This is a genomic window from Rhodococcus cercidiphylli (assembly GCF_033042225.1).
GTDB lineage: Bacteria > Actinomycetota > Actinomycetes > Mycobacteriales > Mycobacteriaceae > Rhodococcoides.
Genome location: NZ_JAWLKE010000003.1, coordinates 584,908 through 605,511, shown reverse-complemented (window position 1 = coordinate 605,511; position 20,604 = coordinate 584,908). Strand labels below are relative to the sequence as shown.

The 20,604-nt window shown below is 63.2% G+C and carries 22 protein-coding genes; 13 read left to right on the top strand and 9 right to left on the bottom strand.

The features are described from left to right. Positions 1-76 precede the first annotated feature (76 nt). Genes R3P95_RS09955 through R3P95_RS09915 form a run of 9 tightly spaced genes read left to right on the top strand, consistent with a single transcriptional unit; the run spans position 77 to position 9,483 of the window. Positions 77-559: a WhiB family transcriptional regulator gene (locus R3P95_RS09955; protein ID WP_317548245.1), complete on the top strand. Its 483-nt coding sequence runs from the start codon at positions 77-79 to the stop codon at positions 557-559. After that, positions 556-993, top strand: a complete 438-nt coding sequence (locus R3P95_RS09950) for a helix-turn-helix domain-containing protein (RefSeq protein WP_317548244.1) — start codon at positions 556-558, stop codon at positions 991-993. Before R3P95_RS09955 ends, R3P95_RS09950 begins: the two co-directional genes overlap by 4 nt. Further along, on the top strand, positions 990-1,604 hold the full coding sequence (locus R3P95_RS09945) for a hypothetical protein (RefSeq protein WP_317548243.1): 615 nt from the start codon (positions 990-992) through the stop codon (positions 1,602-1,604). Before R3P95_RS09950 ends, R3P95_RS09945 begins: the two co-directional genes overlap by 4 nt. Beyond that, entirely contained in the window at positions 1,597-1,938 is a 342-nt protein-coding gene (locus tag R3P95_RS09940) for a hypothetical protein (RefSeq protein ID WP_317548242.1), read from the top strand. Before R3P95_RS09945 ends, R3P95_RS09940 begins: the two co-directional genes overlap by 8 nt. Then, entirely contained in the window at positions 1,928-5,650 is a 3,723-nt protein-coding gene (locus tag R3P95_RS09935) for a phage tail tape measure protein (protein WP_317548241.1), read from the top strand. Before R3P95_RS09940 ends, R3P95_RS09935 begins: the two co-directional genes overlap by 11 nt. A 32-nt stretch (positions 5,651-5,682) precedes the next feature. Further along, positions 5,683-6,234, top strand: coding sequence for a hypothetical protein (locus R3P95_RS09930; RefSeq protein WP_317548240.1), 552 nt, complete (start codon positions 5,683-5,685; stop codon positions 6,232-6,234). Between the two features lie 8 nt (positions 6,235-6,242). Continuing rightward, complete coding sequence (locus R3P95_RS09925) at positions 6,243-7,109, top strand: hypothetical protein (protein WP_317548239.1); 867 nt, start codon at positions 6,243-6,245, stop codon at positions 7,107-7,109. Next, positions 7,034-9,223 (top strand): phage minor capsid protein, encoded by a 2,190-nt coding sequence (locus R3P95_RS09920; protein WP_317548238.1) that lies wholly within the window; start codon positions 7,034-7,036, stop codon positions 9,221-9,223. The genes R3P95_RS09925 and R3P95_RS09920 overlap by 76 nt, the downstream gene beginning before the upstream one ends. After that, on the top strand, positions 9,220-9,483 hold the full coding sequence (locus tag R3P95_RS09915) for a hypothetical protein (RefSeq protein WP_317548237.1): 264 nt from the start codon (positions 9,220-9,222) through the stop codon (positions 9,481-9,483). The genes R3P95_RS09920 and R3P95_RS09915 overlap by 4 nt, the downstream gene beginning before the upstream one ends. Positions 9,484-10,056: 573 nt before the next feature. On the opposite strand, the gene R3P95_RS09910 is transcribed toward R3P95_RS09915, so the two are convergent. From R3P95_RS09910 to R3P95_RS26130, 6 genes are all read right to left on the bottom strand, one after another. Then, complete coding sequence (locus tag R3P95_RS09910; RefSeq protein WP_317548236.1) at positions 10,057-10,266, bottom strand: hypothetical protein; 210 nt, start codon at positions 10,264-10,266, stop codon at positions 10,057-10,059. A 94-nt stretch (positions 10,267-10,360) separates the two neighbouring features. After that, entirely contained in the window at positions 10,361-10,669 is a 309-nt protein-coding gene (locus R3P95_RS09905; RefSeq protein WP_317548235.1) for a hypothetical protein, read from the bottom strand. Between the two features lie 91 nt (positions 10,670-10,760). Beyond that, positions 10,761-11,051, bottom strand: coding sequence for a MerR family transcriptional regulator (locus tag R3P95_RS09900; RefSeq protein WP_317548234.1), 291 nt, complete (start codon positions 11,049-11,051; stop codon positions 10,761-10,763). A gap of 90 nt (positions 11,052-11,141) precedes the next feature. Further along, positions 11,142-11,474 (bottom strand): DUF2283 domain-containing protein, encoded by a 333-nt coding sequence (locus tag R3P95_RS09895; protein ID WP_317548233.1) that lies wholly within the window; start codon positions 11,472-11,474, stop codon positions 11,142-11,144. A gap of 9 nt (positions 11,475-11,483) precedes the next feature. Continuing rightward, positions 11,484-11,705, bottom strand: coding sequence for a DUF4258 domain-containing protein (locus R3P95_RS26135; protein WP_394855400.1), 222 nt, complete (start codon positions 11,703-11,705; stop codon positions 11,484-11,486). Between the two features lie 224 nt (positions 11,706-11,929). Further along, the gene (locus R3P95_RS26130; protein ID WP_394855399.1) at positions 11,930-12,106 is read right to left on the bottom strand and encodes a DUF6941 family protein; all 177 of its coding nucleotides are present in this window, start codon (positions 12,104-12,106) and stop codon (positions 11,930-11,932) included. Positions 12,107-12,616: 510 nt separating this feature from the next. Between R3P95_RS26130 and R3P95_RS09890 the strand changes: the two genes are divergently transcribed. From R3P95_RS09890 to phoU, 4 genes are all read left to right on the top strand, one after another. Next, positions 12,617-13,573, top strand: coding sequence for an acyl-ACP desaturase (locus R3P95_RS09890; protein WP_068283329.1), 957 nt, complete (start codon positions 12,617-12,619; stop codon positions 13,571-13,573). A 136-nt stretch (positions 13,574-13,709) separates the two neighbouring features. After that, a complete protein-coding gene (gene dusB / locus R3P95_RS09885; protein WP_068049864.1) occupies positions 13,710-14,849 on the top strand; it encodes a tRNA dihydrouridine synthase DusB in 1,140 nt (379 codons plus the stop codon). 118 nt (positions 14,850-14,967) lie between these two features. Then, complete coding sequence (locus tag R3P95_RS09880) at positions 14,968-16,908, top strand: LCP family protein (RefSeq protein WP_149405015.1); 1,941 nt, start codon at positions 14,968-14,970, stop codon at positions 16,906-16,908. 66 nt (positions 16,909-16,974) lie between these two features. Continuing rightward, complete coding sequence (phoU, locus tag R3P95_RS09875) at positions 16,975-17,649, top strand: phosphate signaling complex protein PhoU (protein WP_094639310.1); 675 nt, start codon at positions 16,975-16,977, stop codon at positions 17,647-17,649. 155 nt (positions 17,650-17,804) lie between these two features. Here the strand turns inward: phoU and pstB are convergent, their stop codons facing one another. Genes pstB through pstC form a run of 3 tightly spaced genes read right to left on the bottom strand, consistent with a single transcriptional unit; the run spans position 17,805 to position 20,568 of the window. Beyond that, positions 17,805-18,581 carry a phosphate ABC transporter ATP-binding protein PstB gene (gene pstB / locus R3P95_RS09870; RefSeq protein WP_032395896.1) on the bottom strand — a complete coding sequence of 259 codons (777 nt, stop codon included), beginning with the start codon at positions 18,579-18,581 and terminating at the stop codon, positions 17,805-17,807. A gap of 37 nt (positions 18,582-18,618) precedes the next feature. Continuing rightward, entirely contained in the window at positions 18,619-19,527 is a 909-nt protein-coding gene (pstA, locus tag R3P95_RS09865; protein WP_149405014.1) for a phosphate ABC transporter permease PstA, read from the bottom strand. Positions 19,528-19,530: 3 nt separating this feature from the next. Next, positions 19,531-20,568: a phosphate ABC transporter permease subunit PstC gene (gene pstC, locus R3P95_RS09860; RefSeq protein WP_149405013.1), complete on the bottom strand. Its 1,038-nt coding sequence runs from the start codon at positions 20,566-20,568 to the stop codon at positions 19,531-19,533. Positions 20,569-20,604 lie beyond the last annotated feature (36 nt).

The following is a 20,604-nucleotide window of genomic DNA, read 5'->3' as shown; positions in this document are numbered from 1 at the left end:
CACAGCACTGTTCACCAGCAGCAATTCACTTGTCATCGGATATCTAATCCGCAGGTACACCAGGAGGACTCAGTTGATGGACTGGAACGAACTCGTCTCAGCACTGGCCAGTGTGCCGGCGCTGTCCGGCGCAGTGTGCCGCTCTCGGGCTCCACTCTTCGATGCCACACACGATGCCTTGGAGACCTCAGAAAAACGCACTGAACGAATCTCCGTCGCACAGGCACTATGCGGCGGATGCCCCGCCCTCGTCGAATGCCGAGACTGGGCACACCAGCAGCTCGGCAAACTATCCGGTGTAGTCGCGGGCGAACTGTACGAGCCTGAGAACACGATCGGCAGACTCGACACCCATCAGGCAGCGAACGCCGTCGTCGACTTCGTGCAGGGACGCTCACGGACCGTAGTCACCGACGTGGCTCAAGCTCTCGACATCACCCGTGGGACAGCGGCAATGGCGCTTTCTCGCGCTGCACGCGCCGGACTCATTCACAGGGTCGAGATTGGCGTGTACAGCGGCAAGCCGGTGGTCGAGCACGCGATAGGAGTCAGTGCATGACGAATCCGCAGCCACCCATCACGGTCATCGGAACCGCCGTCATCCTGACCGGCTCAGGAGTGGAAGTCGCACTCCGCGCCGCGATCAACACTCAACGTGCTCGGCGAACCAACGGTCTCCCGGTTTCCGGGGATCTGAATGCACTAGTCCAGGCATGCATGTCCGTGCGCGGACATTCGGACGTCCGCGATAACGCCGATCCGGCAACATCATTGGAGGAACGACCCACTATCCCGATCGAGGAGGCAGCGACGATGCTCGGACTCTCAGATCGGCAGATCCGTCGCCTCGCGTCGAAGCTCGGCGGAAAGAAGATCGCCGGTCGTTGGCTCCTCGACATGCAGGCAATCATCGAACACGCCTTCACACCCTCCGGACACCCGGTCACCGTGCCGGCGCTCGGCTCCCCCCTGCCCGATACGGAACTTGCATGACGAGCGGGGACACTGACACAACGCCGACAGAGCTGACCGACGTCATGCAGTCGGCCATCCGCACCGCACACGCAGAGGGCCTGAGCCAGTTGCAGATTGCGAAGCGTGTCGGTGTCCCCCAACCCAACATTTCCCGCTGGTCGAAGCGCATGGGGTTGGTCTGGAATACAGGACGTACAGCCGAGGCCAATCAGGCTGCCAGGGAGCGCATTGCGGCCAATCGCCTCCTACTTGCTGAGCAGTTGATTGCCGACGTGCTTTCTCTCCGGGAGCGGTTCTGGTCCGAGTACACAATGGTGGTTGGTACTCCCACTGGTCCCCAGCGCGTCTACCTGGACATCCCCGACGCCAAGGCGGTGGCCGACATCGCCAGTGCCATCGAGCGTTTGGTGAAGGCCCACGACAACCTCAGTCGCCTCGGGGCATCCGCTGGCGTCGACCATGCCAAGTCGATGCTCGTTCAGATGCAGGTGGCCCTTGCGCGGTTCGCAGCCGACTTCGAGGACGAACCTGCCGGTGACCAACCTGTGACCACGCCAGCTTTGACCAGCGGCGATACGCCCGACAGCGGACTCCCAATCCACAGGTCACAGGTGATCGACCATGAGTAGCACCGTCCCCGACGCCGATGTGTCGGCAGAGATCCGCAAACTCCGAGAGCTTCTGTTCGACGGCGACTACACCACCGCAGTATTCCTCCTCGCGTCGATGGATGAGGAGAGCCGGCTGTTGGTCACCCTGGCTCTGCTCGACGCGCTCAACGCAGCGCAGGAGGCTGCGATGGAACATTTCGTCGCGGCCGGAAACCTACTCATACCCCTCGTGACTCAGATGCGTGAACTCGGCGTTCTGCGGCCGGATATCTCGGCGGCCGCGGACCAGTTCGATACCGCTCGGGTGCGAATGCAGGACGTATTCGGAAAGAAGGCCCCTGATGGCTCTTGATCTCGGTGAACTGTCCGTCCGTCTCACGGCTGAGGACCAACTGACGAACGCCCTCAATGGTGCGCAGCAGTCGGCTCGCCGCACGGAGCAGGTCACATCACAGGCCGCCACGGGTATCACGTCGGCTACGCAGCGGATGGCACAGGGCTACCAGCAGTTGCAACGCGAAGCACAGACCTACGCGACCGCATCGGAGCGCGCGAACTCCCGCGCCGAGACCGCCACCGACCAGGCCCGCCAAGCGCAGGAACGATTGGATGCAGCACAGCGCGACTCCCGTACCAGCGCGTCTCAGTTGGAGGCCGCGCAACGCGACGTCGCGTCGGCAACGGATCTCGCTGAACGCTCCATGCGTGACGCCGTCACCGCCACCGACCGGATGGAGGCTGCGCATCGTCGTGCCGCGCGCGCCGCCGAGCAGGGTGGCCGGGATGCTGTCGATGCCCTCGAACGGACCCAACGCGAACTCCGCCAGACGGCGCAGGCGGCCGAGTCTGCCGGTGAGGACGCGGGTTCTGGCTTCGCAGGTCGCTTTTCAGGTGGGTTGGAGGGTCTGTCGGGTGCCGCAGGCAATGCCGGGTCGTCGACAGGTGGTTCGTTCATCGCGGGGTTCGCACCGCGGGTCGCTGGGCTCGGATCGAAGTCCGGGCCTATCGGTGTCGCCCTCGCGGGTGTCGCAGTCCTTGGCGTCGCCGTTGGTGCCGCGCTGGCCGATGCGATCACGCAGGGCATGGAGTTCGACGCGATGTCGGATCAATTGCAGGCGAAGCTCGGTGTCGACGAGGAGACGATGCGGACTATCGCGAAGGCGTCCGGTGCCGCCTACGGCAACGTCTTCGGTGAGTCGGTGGCCGAGAACATGGACACCGCGCGGCGGGCCATCCAGAACGGATTGCTCGATCCATCCGATTCCGCGAACGACATGCAACCCGTCATCGAGCAACTCGACACCGTTGCAAGCTTGCTCGAATCCGATATCCCCGAGGTCGCCGTGGCCGCAGGAAAGATGGTCCGCTCCGGGTTCGTCGACACCGCAGTCGACGCCCTGGATCTGTTGGCGGCCGCCGAGCAGAACAACCTCGCGATCACCGGTGACCTGTTGGACACGATGGGCGAGTACAGCGTTCAGTTCGCGAAGGTCGGTCTCGACGGGCCGACCGCGCTCGGTCTGATATCGCAGGCGATGCAGGGTGGTGCCCGCGATACCGACGTCGCTGCTGATGCGGTGAAGGAGTTCGCGATCCGGGCCGTCGACGGTACCGAGTCGACAGCCGAGGCGTACGGAAAGCTGGGTCTAAACGTCGAAGACACGATGGCGAAGCTGACGGAAGGCGGCGAGGCCGGCACCGGGGCGCTCGACAGCATCCTGGATTCGCTCCGGGAGATGGAGCCGGGAGTCGAACGAAACCAGGTCGCTGCTGCTCTGTTCGGCACTCAGTGGGAAGACCTCGCAGGGGCGTTCGACAAGTTCGATGTGTCGAGCGCTGCTGGGCAACTCGGTGAAGTAGCGGGTGCGGCCGAGCGGGCCGCTGACACGATGGCCGGCAACACGAAAGCGAAGTTCGAGCAGGCACAGCGGGCCGTTGAGCTGTCGATGTCGGGCGTGAAAATGGCGATCGCGGATGGGTTCATGCCGAGCCTCGACAAGGCCGTCGATTGGGTGAACACCCACCAACCGGAGATCATCGGCTTTTTCACTCGACTGGCCGACGCAGGTTTCGTCACCCTCGATGCAATCCTCGCGTTCACATCGGGCAGCCTCCGCGGTCTCGCCAACTGGGGTGAAGTGGTGGGCGCGACAATGGGTACTGCGTTGCAGGCTATTGGCGGGTTCGCTGAGTTCGCGGGCGGCATCGTCAAGCACCTCCCCGGTATGCAGGATGTGGGTGAGGCGATCGAGGGTGCGGGCGAGAAGACGCAGTGGTACGCCGACCAAGTTCAGTCCTCCTCGGAGAAGCTGAACGGTCTGGCGGACATGATCGACAATGCACGCCCCGGCATCCAAGGAATGCGTGAGGATTTCGCGAACGCAGGCGAAGCCGCGCAGCTCAACGCTGAGATGGCGCGGGCACTTACCGACGAATTGAACGCGGTGCCGGATGGCAAGGACATCGTCATCGAATCGAACACCCCGGAGCAGACGGCAGCGCTGGAGGCGTTGGGGTTGAAGGTAACTCAAATGCCGGACGGGAAGTTCCGCGTCACCTCGAACACCGATGAGGGCCAGAAGGCGATCGATGCGTTCGTCCGCGCGAACAACGATAAGAACATCGACATGTTCGTTGATCTGCGTCAACGGCAGATCGGATACTGGGAGTCGCAGGGTGTGTCGGAAGCCGACGCCCCGTTGATGCAAGGCCCGGTGCCGATTACCTCGAACGCTGACGGCAAGCTCCCCGACGAAGCACTCATCAAGTCCGCCGGCGGCAAGGGTCTGGTGCAGTGGGCGGAGGAAGGCGCTGGCCCGTGGGAAGCATTCATTCCTGGCGCTGAGTCGAAGCGTCCCCGCGCCGTCGGCATCCTCCGCGATGTCGCTGACCGCTTCGGGTACGGACTCGTCCAGATGGCCGACGGCGGCATCGTCAACGCGAGAGATCTTGCGTCGTCGATGGCGTGGGCGCAGTCGATGGACCCCGCCAAGTACCTGATGGGTGGCTTCTCGACCGACGCCATCGACTGCTCGGGTGCCGTCTCGGGTGCGGTGAATGAAGCAGTCGGCGTGCCTGCTTTCGACTCCCGCATGTCGACAGTCACCGAGGGTCCGTGGTTGCAGGCCAAGGGCGCGACCCTCGGGCGTGGCGGCCCTGGCACCTTACGTATCGGCTGGTGGGATCAGGGCGGTGGCGCGAACGGACACACTGCACTGACCTACCCCGACGGCACGAACTTCGAGTCCAACGGTTCCGAAGGTGTCGTCGTCGGCGGTAGGACCGGCGCGGATGATCCGTCGTTCACCAACCACGCCTACTTCGCGACCGCCGGCGATCTGGGAGAACCCGGAAGCGTCGGAACTGTACCGAACATGAACGGTGCCAACGTCGGTGGTACGTCGCTCGGGAGGAAAGTCGGCACCCTGCCCACCAGCTCCGGTCCGGTGGATGTGCGGGTCGTGAACTTCTCCGATCTCGGTGGCGCGGCCCCGGATGGCCGCACTCCGAAGGCGGTCGGGAATCTCAAGGTGTTCGCGAATGGCGGCATCGAATCCCAGAACCCCGAGATCGCAAACACAGGCGGCAACGTGCGCGTGTGGGCGGAACCGCAAGCAGGACCGTGGGAAGCCTACATTCCCGGTGATCCGGCGAAACGTGCACGCGCAGTGGATATTTGGCGTGAGACCGGTAAGCGGTTGAATATCACGGAGTTCGCTGATGGTGGTTTCGGTGGCTATAACGAACCGAAGGCCCGCGACTACATGCGCCCCACCAACCTGATGGAGGCCGCCGCCTTGGCGTCCGGTCTCGGCTTCACCGCGGCGTCGGGTATCGGCGGGTTCCTGTCGATGGCCCAGTCCGGGCAAGTGGATCTGTCGCAGTTGATGCCGCAGTTCGACACCGGCAGTAACGACATCCCCGGCCTGTCCGAAGCCGTCATCGGCCGACTCGACCAATTGGTCGAACTTCTCTCCAAGGGCGGACTACTCACCGCCGACGTCAACGTCGACACCAGCAACGGGAACATCGGTCTGCAATTGATGTCCACCGGACTCGCTTAAACCCAAGCAGCACAACACATTAAGAGTATCACATGAATCCACCGAACGTCCGCCGAATCAACGGCAGCCACAACCCCGACGACCGCAGCTACACCGGCCTCGGCTACGTCGACAAAGACGGCGTCTACCACTTCCCGAACGGCAGCATCCTGCCCGCCACCGGAGGTATGACATCACCGGACGGCAGCCATCAACTCGGAGCCATGACACTGGTTGTCCGCGAAGACGGGTCGCCATCGACGATCCCGACACCGGACGCCGCCGACCCCGTCGACTCGGCGCTGCAACGACTGCACTGTGTCGACACCGAACGCCAGGACGCCTACGACCTCGCCACCTTCGGCGAGATCGGCGGAGCTCCGGTCGTCGATCCCGTCGACTTCGATCCGATTCTCCCGATGAGTGGCGGGCTCGGTGCGGACCCGCACAGCCAGGCGGTGCGGGCGTACGAGGTCGGTTCACCCGAACGAACCGCGGCGATCGAAGAAAGCCGGCGTACCCACCCCGAACGCCACCAGGGAACCTCGCCGTACACCGACTCAGGCTCCCCCTACAACCCACTCACCCCCATCGAAAACCGGTAGGAGATCCCATGAAAACGTTGCAGCACTTGATGACCGAGTACGCCGACCTGAAGAAGGAGCGCGATGCACTGATCAAGGAGCACAGTCAGTACACCCCGAACCAGTACCTCGACATGAACGCGAATCGGGTTCTTCAACGAGAGCACGAGGAGCGCTGGAGGAAGTTCTACACAGACAAGTACGAGCCCCAGTTGCAGGAACTCCGAGAAGAAGGACGCGACGTCGCCGCCCGCATCAAGGCGGAGGGCGACCGCAATCGCCCCAAGCTCGACGGTGACTCGCCGGCAGCACTGATGCGAACCGAACAGGCATGGCGAAACACGGTGCTCCCGCTGCTCGACAAAGGGGTGCCACTCCGCGAAGCACTCCGAAACGCGGACGTCGACGCAGTCCTCGGCGCAGAACGATTCGCCCCCGGCTACTTCGGCGCGAAGAACTACAACACGGATTCTGGTGTAGCTGGAATGCAGGCAAAATTCGGTGACGATCGCCGTATGACACTGGAGAACGTGCGCGCTGACGACGGGTCATCGATCACGCGACACATTCTGGAGCGTTTCGCCGAGATGGACCCCGCCAACGCCGACTCCCTGACGATGGCGGCACGAGCAGACGCGGATCTCGATTCGTTCAACCACTACGTCGTGACACACGACCGGTCTGGCGGTGGCCTCGACGCAGCACTTGTCAGGCATTACGCCGACCAAGGCACTCCCGAAGCACGCGAGAAGGCCGCCCAGACCGCGCAGGAGCGCGCAGCAACAATGGGCGCAACCCACGCGTGGAGGTCTGATCTCAGATGCCGCTACAGGCGCAGCAGGCGGACAACGAGCACACCCGCCTGCTCGTCGCCGAGTACGAACGCCTCGAACTGATCTTGCTGGAGGAGGTCGCGACACGGCTCCGTAAGAATGAGAGCGCCCCCGACTGGGTCAACCAACGGCTCAGCGAGATCTGGGCACTAAAGAAGGCCGCGGCCGCACACGTCGCGTCGATGTTGAAGGGCCACCCCCGGACCCTCGACAACGCCATCAGTGAAGCCGCGCGTAAGGGTGTGGCAGTGGCGGATTCGGACATTGCGGCCGCGGGTGGGCGAGGACAGGGAAACATGCGGTTCAACACCGCCGGCGTTGCGCTCGCGACTGATTCCCGCGCCATCGCGCTCCTTCACCACGAGGCCGCCTTCGCGCTGAACACGCTCAACACCGGCATCCTTCGCGCCACCGAAGACCTGTACCGCCAAGTCGTCTACCGAACCGTCCCAACAGTCATCTCCGGCGTTGAGACGCGGGTGAAATCCACGCAGCGTGCACTCGACGAGTTCGCGAAACACGGCATCAAGGGCTTCACCGACAAGGGCGGCCGGACATGGTCGATGACCGCTTACGCCGAGATGGCAATGCGGACAGCAGCTACCCGCGCACTGACCCAATCCCACCAGGATCGGCTGTTAGAGCGTGGCTACGACCTCGTGGTCGTCTCTTCGCATCCCCGGCCGGCACCGCAGTGCCAACCGTACGAACGGCAAGTTCTGTCGTTGTCCGGTGGGAACACGGGAGTCGTGGAAGTCGAGAACGCTCTCACCGGGAAGATGACCCGTATCAGAGTGAAGGCGTCACTCGAAACCGCCACGAGCCGTGGACTTTTCCACCCAAACTGTAGGCACACGAGCAATATCTGGCTACCCGGTGTCACTGATACGACGCCCACGAAACCAAACGATGAGGGCTACGAGGACACACAGAAACTCCGCTACCTCGAACGTCAGACCCGTGACTGGAAGCGCCGATCCGCGACCGCCCTCACACCAGAAGCGAAGAAGCGCGCCAACGCGAAGGTGAAGGAGTGGCAGAAGCAGATCCGCGACCACACCGAGCAATCTGGCGTCGGACGTCGCCGTGACCGCGAACAGATCACGGGCGTCTACGGTCCAGGCAACGCAACCCGCGCGAACGCATCGAAGACGAACGTTCCGAAACCCACTGTCCAGGATCCGCCTGCCGTCCAGAAGACCGCAGCGTCCCTCTCGCAGTCGACGCGTGACCTCGTAGCTGACGCCCGATCATCCATCCCGAAGGACCGCGCTGGCTGGCTCGACACCACCCTCCGGTACCCGAAGGACGGCAACGGCGCGAAGCTCGTCCCAGAGAAGCTACAGCGCCATCTCGACACCACCCTCGACGTCGGCACCGCCATTCAACGAGACACCCGCGCGCTCATAGACGGAGACACGACCATCCGCAAGCTTCACGCCGAAGACAAGCAACTGACTGATGCCGCGCAATGGCTTTCACCGCGCCGCAACGGGATTCAGCGTGACATCGCTCGACGTGAACAGGCGATCATTCAGTCCGCACTCGCCGAGGTTCGAGACTTCGGCAGTGCACCGCAAAGCGCGGCTCTCATCACTGCAACCAAGGGGGGCGGTACGGCGGCCGCGCTGGCTCAACTGCGAGCCGCGGAACAGTACTTCCCGACCGACTGGCTCGTCGCTGCCGCGGGCCGTGGAACACTCCGCGTCGGAGTTGCTGAACGCGCATTCTTCCGACGTGGAACAGACGGCGACACTCTCGCGGCCGCGTCTTTCGATGAACTCCCTGACTACCGCGGCGCATTCAGCAACTATCCCGAAGAGGTCATGGTTCACGAACTGGGCCACCGCATGGAACAAGCCGTCCCCGGACTCACTCAGCTCGAATACGCTCTCGTTCGATCACGATCCATCACCAACGGAGTACTCGAAGAACCGACCACGATCTACCAGGGCGTCGATGGTCTCGCACACGAGATCGGCTACGAGGACCAATGGCGAAACAAGTACGCAGGCAAGACCTACGCTAATGACTCTCAGGCTGACCCAGCGCGAGAACCTGCCGAGGTGTTCCAGGTCGGTTTGCAAGATGCGCTCGGACGGAGTGACGCACGCGGTGAGTTCGATGAGACCGGGCAACTACAGGCATTCGTGCTAGGAGTGTTGGCGCTGTTATGAACTGGAAGATCACGTCACCGACAGACTCCGATCGATGGCTGACCCACACCGGGGATACGTGGGAAGCAGATCCCGAAACCACGGCCTACCTCACCCAACCCGGCTATGCGTTCCCGCTTACCCCCACCGGGCCCGTCGTCACCATCACGGACGAGTCCACGCTTATGGCCGCAGCCCGCAAGCTCATCCCTGGCGCAGAAACCTTCGGCGACCTACCTCCGTACCCAGCGTTCCCCAGCGTCCCCGACTGCGTCTACTGAGTAGCCTTGGGAAGCGCCGGAGAATCGCTCCACGTGCGATGTTCCTCGTGTTTCTCCTTGGTCTCGAAGAGACGCTGTCGCCAATCAGTCCGTGTTGGCGTCGCACCTTCCTCAACACACCATTCGACTGCGTCCTCCAAGGTGTGTCTTCCGGAAGGGAGATGTGCTCCAGGCTTACTCGCCAGGTGGAAGTGTGGCCTTGTCTCCGGACTGTTGCCCTGTGGATGCCAATGCATCTGCCACTGAACGAGGCCATCTACGCGCAATTCATACGCATACATCAATGTCGTTACTCGGTACTTATCATCCCGATTGTTGTCCCCGTCAGGGTCGACTTCCACGATCCGGAATTGCTGCTCCGCTTGGAAGTATGCCGCCGAACCCCCATCAAACCTCAGCTGTAAGCCATCCTCAGCGCCAAGTCGCCAATAGCCCGTAGCGTTGAGAGCGTATTCCTGCTTTTTACCAAGTATGAGTGTCGGATGGGTCGCCAACACCCCGAGGGCTTTCCGCAGAGGGTCTAGGTAGTTCTCGACCGCGGCGTAAGGCGTTCTCCCGGGCATAGATGTTCGGCTACCGCACCAGCGGCAGGGACATCGCCACGGCGCGAAGACCACTCACGGAGTCCCAATCCCGGCCCTCGTAGTCACCTGAGTCCCAGCGGTCAAGGAATTCCGGGCCGCTAATCCCCATGTTCTTGCGAGCAATCCGATCGAACAGTCCGTCGTACTCCTCATTGGACAGTTCGACGGCACCCTCGATGGCCTCAGTCAAAGCTGACATCGGTTCACCACCCCTTCAGTGCTGTTACGGACTGTCTATCAGTGGACACCGACAATACACGTGGGGGCTGTTTGAGACGCGGGAAACAGCCTGCTCAGAAGGAGACCAACTCGATCAGTTCGATCTGGGTTTCGAACGGGATGTGGGTGCGTTGCTGCCAAGCGTCCTGCGAAGGAAGTACAGGGTGTTGCAAGACCATCGAAACGCCCGGAGCTTTACCGCCCTCGTAAATCACCAGGTCAAGTATCTTTGCTTGGTAGTTGACCCCGTCACGATTGCAACCGACGAACCGACCGATGTGATCTGTAGATAGCTCGCGCGCAGTCATCGTCCTACGGCTAACCAGGCCCTCGTTGACGCCCGGACTGTTCACTATCTCCGTGTGCTCGATCTCGTCGCCCACTGCAATCCCCTCCTGCCCTATGAACGTAGAACAGCACACTATGCGTCCCACCGTCCTCAGCGCATCAAAAAGGCCACAGCACGTGTTCCGGTCATCGTGTTCCTCGGTTGAGTCGGCGGCGGGAGCCGGGTGTGAGGCCGGCTGGGTCTGCGGCTGTGGGGTTGGCGGCGACAGCAGTGAGTTCCAACGCTTTTGCGAGGTCGTCGTCGGTGAGTCGCCACCGGTTGCCGAGTTTGTGGCCGGGGAGTTTCCGGGCACGGAGTTGTCGGAGGTACCAGTCGGTGGAGACACCGAGCCGCTGCGCACCAACCTCCACATCGAACGTCAGAGCGGCAGGGGGCGTGGGCCCAGCCTCGGATGCAGTCGATTCTTCCTCTGTCATGACGCGACCGTAGGGGCCAATGCCGGTTGCTGCCACGCAACTGGAACGCAGAAGAGCGTCAACAAGGACCCGCTACTACAAAACGAGACGTCAGCAGAAGGTGTTGTCTCCTGCTCGCACCACTGACTTGCTGCTCGTTGAGTCGATCTGCTGACGCCAGGTTGACACATAAGGCAACAGGATCCGAAGGGCCTCCTCAGACCCAGGCGCGAAGTGGCACTGCGTCAGGAGATCCGAGATGGACAGTGCGGCATCGAGGTCCAGGATTTCGATACCGGTCACGACGTCGTACTCATCCAGATCCACAAGAACAACGTCCGAGATTTCCCGAGTTCTGCAAACGGTGGCCGGGGCATCGGAGAACGTCACGTAAGCGGCCTGCGCCTGTGTATCGACGGTGAGCTGCGCGCTTTCGATCCTCATCTATCTACCCTACTTCCAAAATGCAGTCTTGATGACGTGGGCATGGTTACCATTTGCATCCGTTGTTATAACAGATGCCACCTCCAGCATCTTCCCGCTTCCGGTTGTGCCTAGGTGCACGACCGAGCCGTTGCGCCCGGGGCGAGTACCTGACACGTTGCCGAGAGCGGACTCGATGTCCTCGCGAGTGATCGAACGGGACCTCATCCGGGCCTCCGCATGGCCGGTCATGATTATCTTCATTCCGGGGTGGTTCCGACGTCGAACGCTAGGCGTCGGACCTGATCCCCGTTCAGTTCAACAAAAACCTGGTACAGACCTGGCCCTGGCAGAGGAATCGAGTTCGAAAAAGCGAACACGCCTGCGATCTTGCCGTCGTAAACCGTTGCGTCTTCGCTCCCGACGACGCCCTGAGCGCTCAGCCGGTAGCCATCGTTGGGTGCAACGATCGTGACTCAGAGGTCAGCCGGTGGTTCACCCAGGGCCATACGAACGCGTCCCGCACATGAGAAAAAGTGCTGCGTTGGAAAGCTTCTGGCTGAGATCTCCGTGTAGCTTGCGCCGACGACGGTGAGCTTCCCTGACTCTACCTTCGCAAACTCCGCAATGAACGCGTAATCAAGTTCGGCCACGCAGCTCACACTAGCCGCCGCGACGAATGTAAGTCCGAATTTCGACCCACTCCGGTGTGGCTTCAGAGTGGTCACAGAGGAACCGTGTGACCACGTAACCAGCCGTCACCAACTGACATGAAGAGCTGCGCCGACCAGGACCAACTGTCACTCACTGGGTTTCGCCGCCATCAGGTGTCACGGACTCGTTCTGACTTTTAATCCGCAGGTCGTAGGTTCGAGTCCTACTGGGGGCACCACACACCGTCCGGGTAACAGTGATCACACCTGTCCGGAACGTACACTCGGACGTAACGATCGGCCGAGGCCGAGCGACGTGCAGGGGGAACTGCAGCGGTCGTGAACTCGCGGAAGCCGGTCGGAGGATCGACGCTCCGGGGGCACATCGAGTCGATCGACACCGAACATCACGACCGCCGGAACAGCAAGTGAACAGGCTCGACACGGTTCACACCGAACCTACGGTGCCGTAAGCTGGACCGGTCGTACGCAATCTATGGAGGCGATCTAATGGCGAGGGATCTGACACAGCTCGAGCTTCTGCAAGAGCTGGTGCCCACTGCCGAGGACAATGTGAACCGTCACATCTCGATGGCGCGGGAGTGGCACCCTCACGACTACGTCCCGTGGGACGAAGGTCGCAACTTCGCCGCACTCGGCGGCCAGGACTACGACCCGGAGCAGTCCAAACTCTCCGACGTCGCACAGGCCGCGATGATCACCAACCTGCTCACCGAGGACAACCTGCCGTCCTACCACCGTGAGATCGCCGAGAACTTCTCCCAGGACGGTGCCTGGGGAACCTGGGTCGGTCGCTGGACCGCCGAGGAGAACCGCCACGGCATCGTCATGCGCGACTACCTCGTCGTCACCCGCGGCGTCGATCCCGTCGCCCTCGAAGAAGCCCGCATGATCCACATGACCAACGGCTTCGCCTCACCGGCAGGATCGCAGACGGGTCTGCTGCACTCGGTCGCCTACGTGACCTTCCAGGAACTCGCCACCCGCGTCTCGCACCGCAACACCGGCAAGGTCTGCGACGATCCGATCGCCGACCGGATGCTCCAGCGCATCGCCGCCGACGAGAACCTGCACATGATCTTCTACCGCAACATCACCGGCGCAGCGATGGACATCGCTCCCGACCAGACCCTCGACGCGGTCTCCGACATCGTGACGAACTTCGTCATGCCCGGTGCCGGGATGCCGAACTTCCGCCGTAACGGTGTGCTCATGGCCAAGCACGGCATCTACGACCTGCGTCAGCACCTCGAGGACGTCGTCTGGCCGGTGCTGCGCAAGTGGAGCGTCTTCGAGCGCAACGACTTCACCGCACGCGGGGAGAACAAGCGCGAAGAACTCGCCGCGTTCCTCGAAGACCTCGAGCGGCAGGCCACCAAGTTCGAGGAGATGCGCGATCGGTCCCTCGCCCGCGAACGCGCGAAGGCCGAAGCACGCGCGTCGTAAGCTCAGATCGACTGGTGTGCCCGGTACCGACTTCGGTGCCGGGCACCACTGTTTTCCGGCTTCTGTCGTCCGACCGCTGTCCCCGGCCCACCGATGTCACCATGATCACGTTCCCTCCGTTCCAAAGGCTTCCCTCATGACACTGCAGATCGGCTCGCTCGAGTTGCGCAGCCCCGTCGTCCTCGCACCGATGGCCGGCGTCACCAACGTGGCGTTCCGCACCCTGTGCCGGGAGCAGGAGTTGGAGCGGGCCGGTAGTACCTCGGGTCTGTACGTCTGCGAGATGGTCACAGCGCGAGCGCTCGTCGAACGGCAGCCGGCCACGATGCACATGACGACGTTCGGCCCCACCGAAACTCCACGGTCGCTGCAGCTCTACACCGTCGATCCGGACACCACGTACGCCGCCGCGAAGATGATCGTCGACGACGATCTGGCCGACCACATAGACATGAACTTCGGCTGCCCGGTTCCGAAGGTCACCCGAAAAGGCGGCGGTGCCGCACTGCCCTACAAGCGAAACCTGTTCGGCCGCATAGTCGCTGCTGCCGTCAAGGCGACCGAGGGCACCGACATTCCCGTCACCGTCAAGTTCCGCGTCGGCATCGACGAGAACCACCACACTCATCTCGATGCAGGACGAATCGCCGCAGGCGAGGGCGCAGCGGCGGTGGCTCTGCACGCCCGAACCGCCTCGCAGCGTTACTCCGGAACCGCCGACTGGAACGAGATCGCTCGACTCAAGGAACATGTCTCCGGCATCCCGGTCCTGGGCAACGGAGACATCTTCTCCGCGTCCGACGCGGTCCGCATGATGGCGGAGACCGGGTGCGACGGCGTCGTCGTCGGGCGGGGTTGCCTCGGTCGGCCCTGGCTGTTCGCCGAACTCAGCGCCCGCCTCAACGGTCGGCCCGAACCCACTCCACCCACCCTCGGCGAGGTGGCCACCATCATCGCTCGGCATGCCGAGTTGCTCGCCGAGCATCACGGCGAGAAGAAGGGCCTGCGAGAACTACGCAAGCACGTCTCCTGGTACCTGCGCGGATTCCCGGCCGGATCCGACCTCCGGGTCTCGATGGCATTGGTCTCGACCCTGACCGAGCTGGACGACCTACTGGCGCAACTCGATCCGACCGTTCCGTTTCCCAAGGACGCCGAAGGCCCCCGTGGTCGACAGGGCTCACCGGGCGCGGTGTCGCTGCCCGACGGTTGGCTCGACGATCCCGAGGACGTCTGCGTCCCCGCCGGTGCCGACCTGATGCATTCCGGCGGCTGATTCGCACCTGACCAGCCGCCCACCTCGCTCGAGTGGACCATGCCGCTCGAGTCAGTACTATGGCTGGGATTGCCGAGCAGGCGGCGCGTGCGTGTGATGGAAGGCCAGGTTCGAATTCGTGGGAGACGATCGAGAGTCGGGCCCGTCGGTGCCCGAGGGTCGCGCCCCATGGGAGCGCCCGCTGTCCTCAATCAGACAAACCGGCGCAAGCGGACGGTCGGGGCAGCGCCCACCTCACTCCGAAGGCCCCGCAACACCGGACGAGGAGCAACCGCCTCAGCCCGAGGACAGCGGCAGGCTCGGCAAACGATCGCCGCGTAACGCCGACACCGTCTCGGTCGCCGAGTTGGTGGACAAGATGTCGCGCTCGGGATCGACTCGGCGGGCACCGGACGACCGTCCCGAGGTCGAAGAGCCGACCGAGGTCATCACCCCCATCACCGATTCCACTCCCCCGCCTGCCCGAGCAGTGCCGCCGACTCCGCCTCCGCACGCGGCACCGGAACCGGTGGGTGCGCCCGCAACGGATCGCCCGGCCCTGACACGGTTGGCCATGAGCCGGGTGCGCCGACGCCGTCGAGTGCGGATGATCGGCCGAAGCCTGGTCTCCCTCGTCGCGATTCTGGCGGTGGCCTTGACCGGAGTGGTGTGGGGATACCTCCGCAACACCGATCAGGGATTTCTCCAGGTCGCCGCCCTCGATCCCGATTCGACCGACGTCGTCGACGCCGAAGGCCAATACGGCGACGAGACGTATCTGATCGTGGGCACCGACACCCGCACCGGGGCCAGCGGCGAGGTGGGTGCCGGCACCGTCGCCGACGCCGAGGGAGCCCGTTCGGACACGGTCATGCTCGTCAACATCCCGGCCGACCGCAGCCGCGTCGTCGCCGTCTCGTTTCCCCGTGATCTCGATGTGACGCGCCCCGAGTGCGAGCAGTTCGACAACGACACCAATACCTACACCGGAGAGATGTTCCCCGAGGCATACGGCGACAAGCTCAACGCCACCTATGCTCTCGGCGGCCCCAAATGTCTGGTCAAGACCATCCAGAAGATCTCCGGCCTGCGTATCGGACACTTCGTCGGGATGGACTTCGCCGGATTCGAGTCCATGGTCGACGAGGTCGGTGGCGTCGAGGTCTGCACCGCACAGCCGCTGATCGACTACGAATTGGGTGACGTCCTCCCCAACGTCGGAACACAGCGCATCGACGGCCGCACCGCACTGAACTACGTTCGAGCGCGCAACGTCGAGTCCGAGGGCAACGGCGACTACGGCCGCATCAAGCGACAGCAGCGTTTCCTGTCGTCGCTTCTGAGGTCCGCGCTCTCGAACAACGTGCTGCTCGATCCCGGCAAGCTCAACGGATTCGTCAACGCGTTCACCTCGGACACCTTCGTGGAGAACGTCAAGACTCAGGACCTGGTGACGCTGGGGCGCTCGCTGCAGAACGTGGACGCCGGTGCGGTGACCTTCCTGACCATTCCCACCACCGGCACCAACGACTACGGCAACGAGATCCCCAACGACGACGCGATCGGTGCGATCTTCCAGGCCATCATCGACGACGCTCCGTTGCCCGGTGAGGAACGCGCGGAGCCGGTGACACCCGAAGAGCCCGCACCTGCCGCCGTACCCGACGCGCCGCTGTTGGCCGTCGATCCAGCAACTGTCTCCCTGCAGGTGTCCAACGCATCCGACATCGCCGGGATGGCTCAGACGGCATCCGACGAACTCGCGGTCTACGGCTTCCAGATCCTGACGGTCGGCAACTTCTCGGGCACCGCGGCCCAGACCGTGGTGCGCTACTCCCAGGATCAGGAGGCGGCTGCGGCGACCGTCGCGTCGGCGATACCCGGCGCGGCCATCGAGCTGGCACCGAGCCTGAACAACGTCGTCGAGGTGGTACTCGGCTCGAACTATCCCGGATACACCCAGTTTCCGACGGCATTCGGCACCCAAATCGATCCCACTCAGGTCGAGGGCACCACCCAGAGTGCGCCCCTTCCGGAGGATCTCTCGTACACCAACGCCGCCGACGACACGTGCGCCTGAGTTCATTCATGCTCCGTTAACCCTCGGGACAGGGAACTGGTCGGTGTGACCCACTAAACTTCGCTCATGCGCGTCGCCTACAACGAACAGATGAACGAGCTTGCCGATCTCCTCGGAGAGATGGCGAGCCTGGCTGGTGCGGCCATGGAAAAGGCCACGCAGTCCCTCCTTCAAGCAGACCTGGTGCTCGCCGAGCAGGTCATTTCCGAACACGACAGGATCACCGAGCTCAGTGCGGTGTGCGAGGAGAAGGCCTTCACCCTTCTCGCCCTGCAGGCTCCGGTCGCAGGCGATCTCCGTTCGGTGGTGGCCGGCATTCAGATCGTCGCCGACATCGATCGCATGGGCGCACTCGCATTGCACGTCGCCAAGATCACTCGTCGCAGGCACCCGAACCATGCTCTCCCCGAGGTCGTCAACGGGTACTTCGCCGAGATGGGTCGCCTCGCGGTTCAGATCGGCGCTTCGGCCCGTGAGGTCCTCGAGACCCGCGATCCCGAGCGCGCTGCGAAGCTGCAGGAGGAGGACGAGGCGATGGACGATCTGCACCGTCACCTCTTCACGGTGCTGATGGACCGCGAGTGGAGCCACGGCGTCGCTGCTGCGGTGGACGTGACTCTGCTCGGCCGCTTCTACGAGCGCTTCGCCGATCACGCTGTCGAGGTCGGCCGTCGAGTGATCTTCCTGGTGACCGGTGAGCTACCCGTCGACCTGAGCCACAACAACATCCCCACTTCGTAGTACCCACCCTCGCCAAGACCGAGTGGCGCTGCGCTGCAGCGCTACTCGGCTTTCGTTGAGGAGTCGCCAGCCGCATCGAATCACCGAGCGCAGACACGGACGAAAGAACCCCCGCCGAGCTTTCGCTCGACGGGGGTTCTCGCGTTCGTGTGTGGTTATCCGAAGCGGCCGGAGATGTAGTCCTCGGTGGCCTTCTGTGTCGGATTGGAGAAGATCTTCTCGGTGTCGTCGATCTCGATGAGCTTGCCGGGCTTGCCGGTCGCCTCGAGGTTGAAGAAGCCGGTCTGATCGCTCACCCGTGCAGCCTGCTGCATGTTGTGCGTGACGATCACGATCGTGAAGTCCTGCTTGAGTTCCTGGATCAGGTCCTCGATGGCGAGAGTGGAGATGGGGTCGAGAGCCGAGCACGGCTCGTCCATCAGCAGAACGTCGGGCGAGACGGCGATAGCACGAGCGATGCACAGACGCTGCTGCTGTCCGCCGGAGAGGCCGCCACCGGGCTTGTCGAGGCGATCCTTGACCTCGTTCCAGAGGTTGGCACCCTTGAGCGAGCGCTCGGCGATCTCGTCGAGTTCCTTCTTGCCGCGGCCGCCCTGCAACTTCAGGCCGGCGACGACGTTGTCGCGGATCGACATCGTCGGGAAGGGGTTGGGGCGCTGGAAGACCATGCCGATGGTGCGGCGCACACCCACCGGGTCGACGCCACTGCCGTAGATGTCCTCGCCGTCGAGCAGCACCGAACCTTCGACGCGGGCACCGGGAGTCACCTCGTGCATGCGGTTGAGCGAACGCAGGACGGTCGACTTACCGCAGCCGGACGGTCCGATGAACGCGGTGACGCTGCGCGGCGGTACGGCCAGAGTGACGTCGGAGACGGCATGGAACTTGCCGTAGTAGATGTTGACGTCCTTGAGATCGAGACGCTTTGCCATGTTCTTCGTTCCTTAGGATTCGCTGGAGTCGGGTGGGTCAGAAGTTCTTGGGCGAGAAGAACTTCGAGACCAACTTCGCGCCGATGTTGAGTATTGCGACGATCAGGATCAGCGTCAGGGCTGCTCCCCACATGCGCTCAGCGGTGAGCACGCCGGTTCCTGCTTTCTGCAGGTCGACCATCATGAGCGGCAGAGACGTCTGCGGCCCCTCGAAAATGTTGAAGTTGATGGCGGTGGCAGATCCCACCAGGATCAGCACGGGTGCCGTCTCACCCATCACGCGGGCCAGGGCGAGCATGATGCCGGTGACGATGCCGGACAGCGCCGTGGGGATGACGATCTTGGCGATGGTCTTCCACTTCGGCACGCCGAGCGCGTAGGACGCCTCGCGCAGATCCTGAGGGACGATGCGCAGCATTTCCTCGGCCGAGCGCACGATCACAGGGATCATCAGCAGCACGAGGGCGAAGGCAACGGCCAGGCCCGAACGCTGGAACCCGAAGGTGGCGATCCACAGCGCGTAGATGAACAGGGCCGCGACGATGGACGGCACACCGGTGAGGATGTCGACCATGAAGGTGGTGACTCGGGCCAGTCGCGTGCCCACGCCGTATTCGACGAGGTAGATGGCGACGAAGATGCCGATCGGGATGGAGATGGCGGCGCAGAACAGTCCTTGCAGGAGCGTTCCGACGATGGCGTGGTACGCACCGCCGCCTGCGATGAACTGGGTGACGCCGGCCTGCGAGTTCTGCCACCACGTGGGTGAGACCACCGCGGACAGTCCACGAGAGATCACCGTGTAGAGCACCCAGATCAGTGGGACGAGTGCCACCAGCACCGAGAGGCTGACGAGGATCGTCGCCGAGAGGTTGGACGCCTTCCGGCGAGCGCTGACGCCCTGGAACGTGGGTTCCTTGACGGGCTTGTCCATGGTTGCGGTCATGGGTCAGTCCTTCTTTCCGGCGATGGCGGCGCGAGCACCGGCGTTGACGACGAACGTCAGGATGAAGAGCACCAGACCTGCGGCGATGTAGGCACCGGCTTGGAGCGGGTTGTTGAACTCGCCCGCGGCCAGCGCGATCTTGGTCGCGAATGTTGAACCGCCGTCGAACAAGGTTCCGCCGAACGTCGACTGGGTGCTGCGAATGATGATGTAGAGCGCGATGGTCTCACCGAGTGCGCGGCCGAGGCCGAGCATGGAGCCGCTGACGTAACCGGACTTTCCGAACGGAATGACCGTGGTTCGCACGACCTCCCAGCGGGTGGCCCCGAGTGCGAGAGCGGCTTCGATCTGACCCTTCGGCGTCTGCATGAACACCTCGCGGGTCACGGCAGCGATGATCGGCAGGATCATGACGGCGAGCACGATGCCGCCGGTGAAGATGGTGCCGCCGCCGGCGATGGAGACCGACCCGGTACCGAAGAGTGGGAACCAACCCAGGTTGGTGTTGAGCCACTCGGCGAACGGGCTGATCACCGGCGCGAGGACGTACAGGCCCCACAGTCCGAAGACGATCGACGGGACTGCGGCCAGCAGATCGATGACGTAACCGAGCGGTCCCGCCACTCGCTTGGGCGCGTAGTTCGTCAGATAGATGGCGATGCCGAGGGCGACAGGCATCGCGAGGACCAGCGCGAACAGGGACACCGTGACGGTGACCAGGAACAGATCGAGAACACCGAACACCATGGCCGAGGTGTTGGACGTGTCCCAGGCACCGTTGTAGGTCAGAAAGTTGACCGTGTTGTTCGACAGTGAGGGGATCGCACGCCAGACCAGGAAGATACCCACGGCGGCGATCAGCGCGATGATGAAGATGCCCGAGCCCGTGGCGAGGCCGGAAAAGATCCTGTCACCGGGACGTGTGACGGTCCCCGATTTTTTCTTGTCTGACAATTGTGGTTCTTCCGGTTTGTGCGCGGCACCCGCGGAGGGCACAGAAGCCGCGGAGGGGACGCCGGTCATCGAGTGGGTGTCGCTCATACCGCTCACTGTCTCGTGTGGAGGTCGAGGACGGTC

Bases quoted from the DNA above. Each gene is read 5' to 3' on its own strand.
- R3P95_RS09945 (WP_317548243.1), top strand. From the start codon at position 990: ATGACGAGCGGGGACACTGACACAACGCCGACAGAGCTGACCGACGTC.
- R3P95_RS09890 (WP_068283329.1), top strand. From the start codon at position 12,617: ATGGCGAGGGATCTGACACAGCTCGAGCTTCTGCAAGAGCTGGTGCCC.
- R3P95_RS09920 (WP_317548238.1), top strand. From the start codon at position 7,034: ATGCCGCTACAGGCGCAGCAGGCGGACAACGAGCACACCCGCCTGCTC.
- R3P95_RS09930 (WP_317548240.1), top strand. From the start codon at position 5,683: ATGAATCCACCGAACGTCCGCCGAATCAACGGCAGCCACAACCCCGAC.
- R3P95_RS09940 (WP_317548242.1), top strand. From the start codon at position 1,597: ATGAGTAGCACCGTCCCCGACGCCGATGTGTCGGCAGAGATCCGCAAA.
- pstB (WP_032395896.1), bottom strand. From the start codon at position 18,581: ATGGCAAAGCGTCTCGATCTCAAGGACGTCAACATCTACTACGGCAAG.
- R3P95_RS09900 (WP_317548234.1), bottom strand. From the start codon at position 11,051: ATGACAGAGGAAGAATCGACTGCATCCGAGGCTGGGCCCACGCCCCCT.
- pstC (WP_149405013.1), bottom strand. From the start codon at position 20,568: ATGAGCGACACCCACTCGATGACCGGCGTCCCCTCCGCGGCTTCTGTG.
- R3P95_RS09955 (WP_317548245.1), top strand. From the start codon at position 77: ATGGACTGGAACGAACTCGTCTCAGCACTGGCCAGTGTGCCGGCGCTG.
- R3P95_RS09895 (WP_317548233.1), bottom strand. From the start codon at position 11,474: ATGAGGATCGAAAGCGCGCAGCTCACCGTCGATACACAGGCGCAGGCC.
- R3P95_RS09925 (WP_317548239.1), top strand. From the start codon at position 6,243: ATGAAAACGTTGCAGCACTTGATGACCGAGTACGCCGACCTGAAGAAG.
- R3P95_RS09915 (WP_317548237.1), top strand. From the start codon at position 9,220: ATGAACTGGAAGATCACGTCACCGACAGACTCCGATCGATGGCTGACC.
- R3P95_RS09950 (WP_317548244.1), top strand. From the start codon at position 556: ATGACGAATCCGCAGCCACCCATCACGGTCATCGGAACCGCCGTCATC.
- phoU (WP_094639310.1), top strand. From the start codon at position 16,975: ATGCGCGTCGCCTACAACGAACAGATGAACGAGCTTGCCGATCTCCTC.
- R3P95_RS26135 (WP_394855400.1), bottom strand. From the start codon at position 11,705: ATGACCGGCCATGCGGAGGCCCGGATGAGGTCCCGTTCGATCACTCGC.
- pstA (WP_149405014.1), bottom strand. From the start codon at position 19,527: ATGACCGCAACCATGGACAAGCCCGTCAAGGAACCCACGTTCCAGGGC.
- R3P95_RS09935 (WP_317548241.1), top strand. From the start codon at position 1,928: ATGGCTCTTGATCTCGGTGAACTGTCCGTCCGTCTCACGGCTGAGGAC.
- dusB (WP_068049864.1), top strand. From the start codon at position 13,710: ATGACACTGCAGATCGGCTCGCTCGAGTTGCGCAGCCCCGTCGTCCTC.
- R3P95_RS09910 (WP_317548236.1), bottom strand. From the start codon at position 10,266: ATGTCAGCTTTGACTGAGGCCATCGAGGGTGCCGTCGAACTGTCCAAT.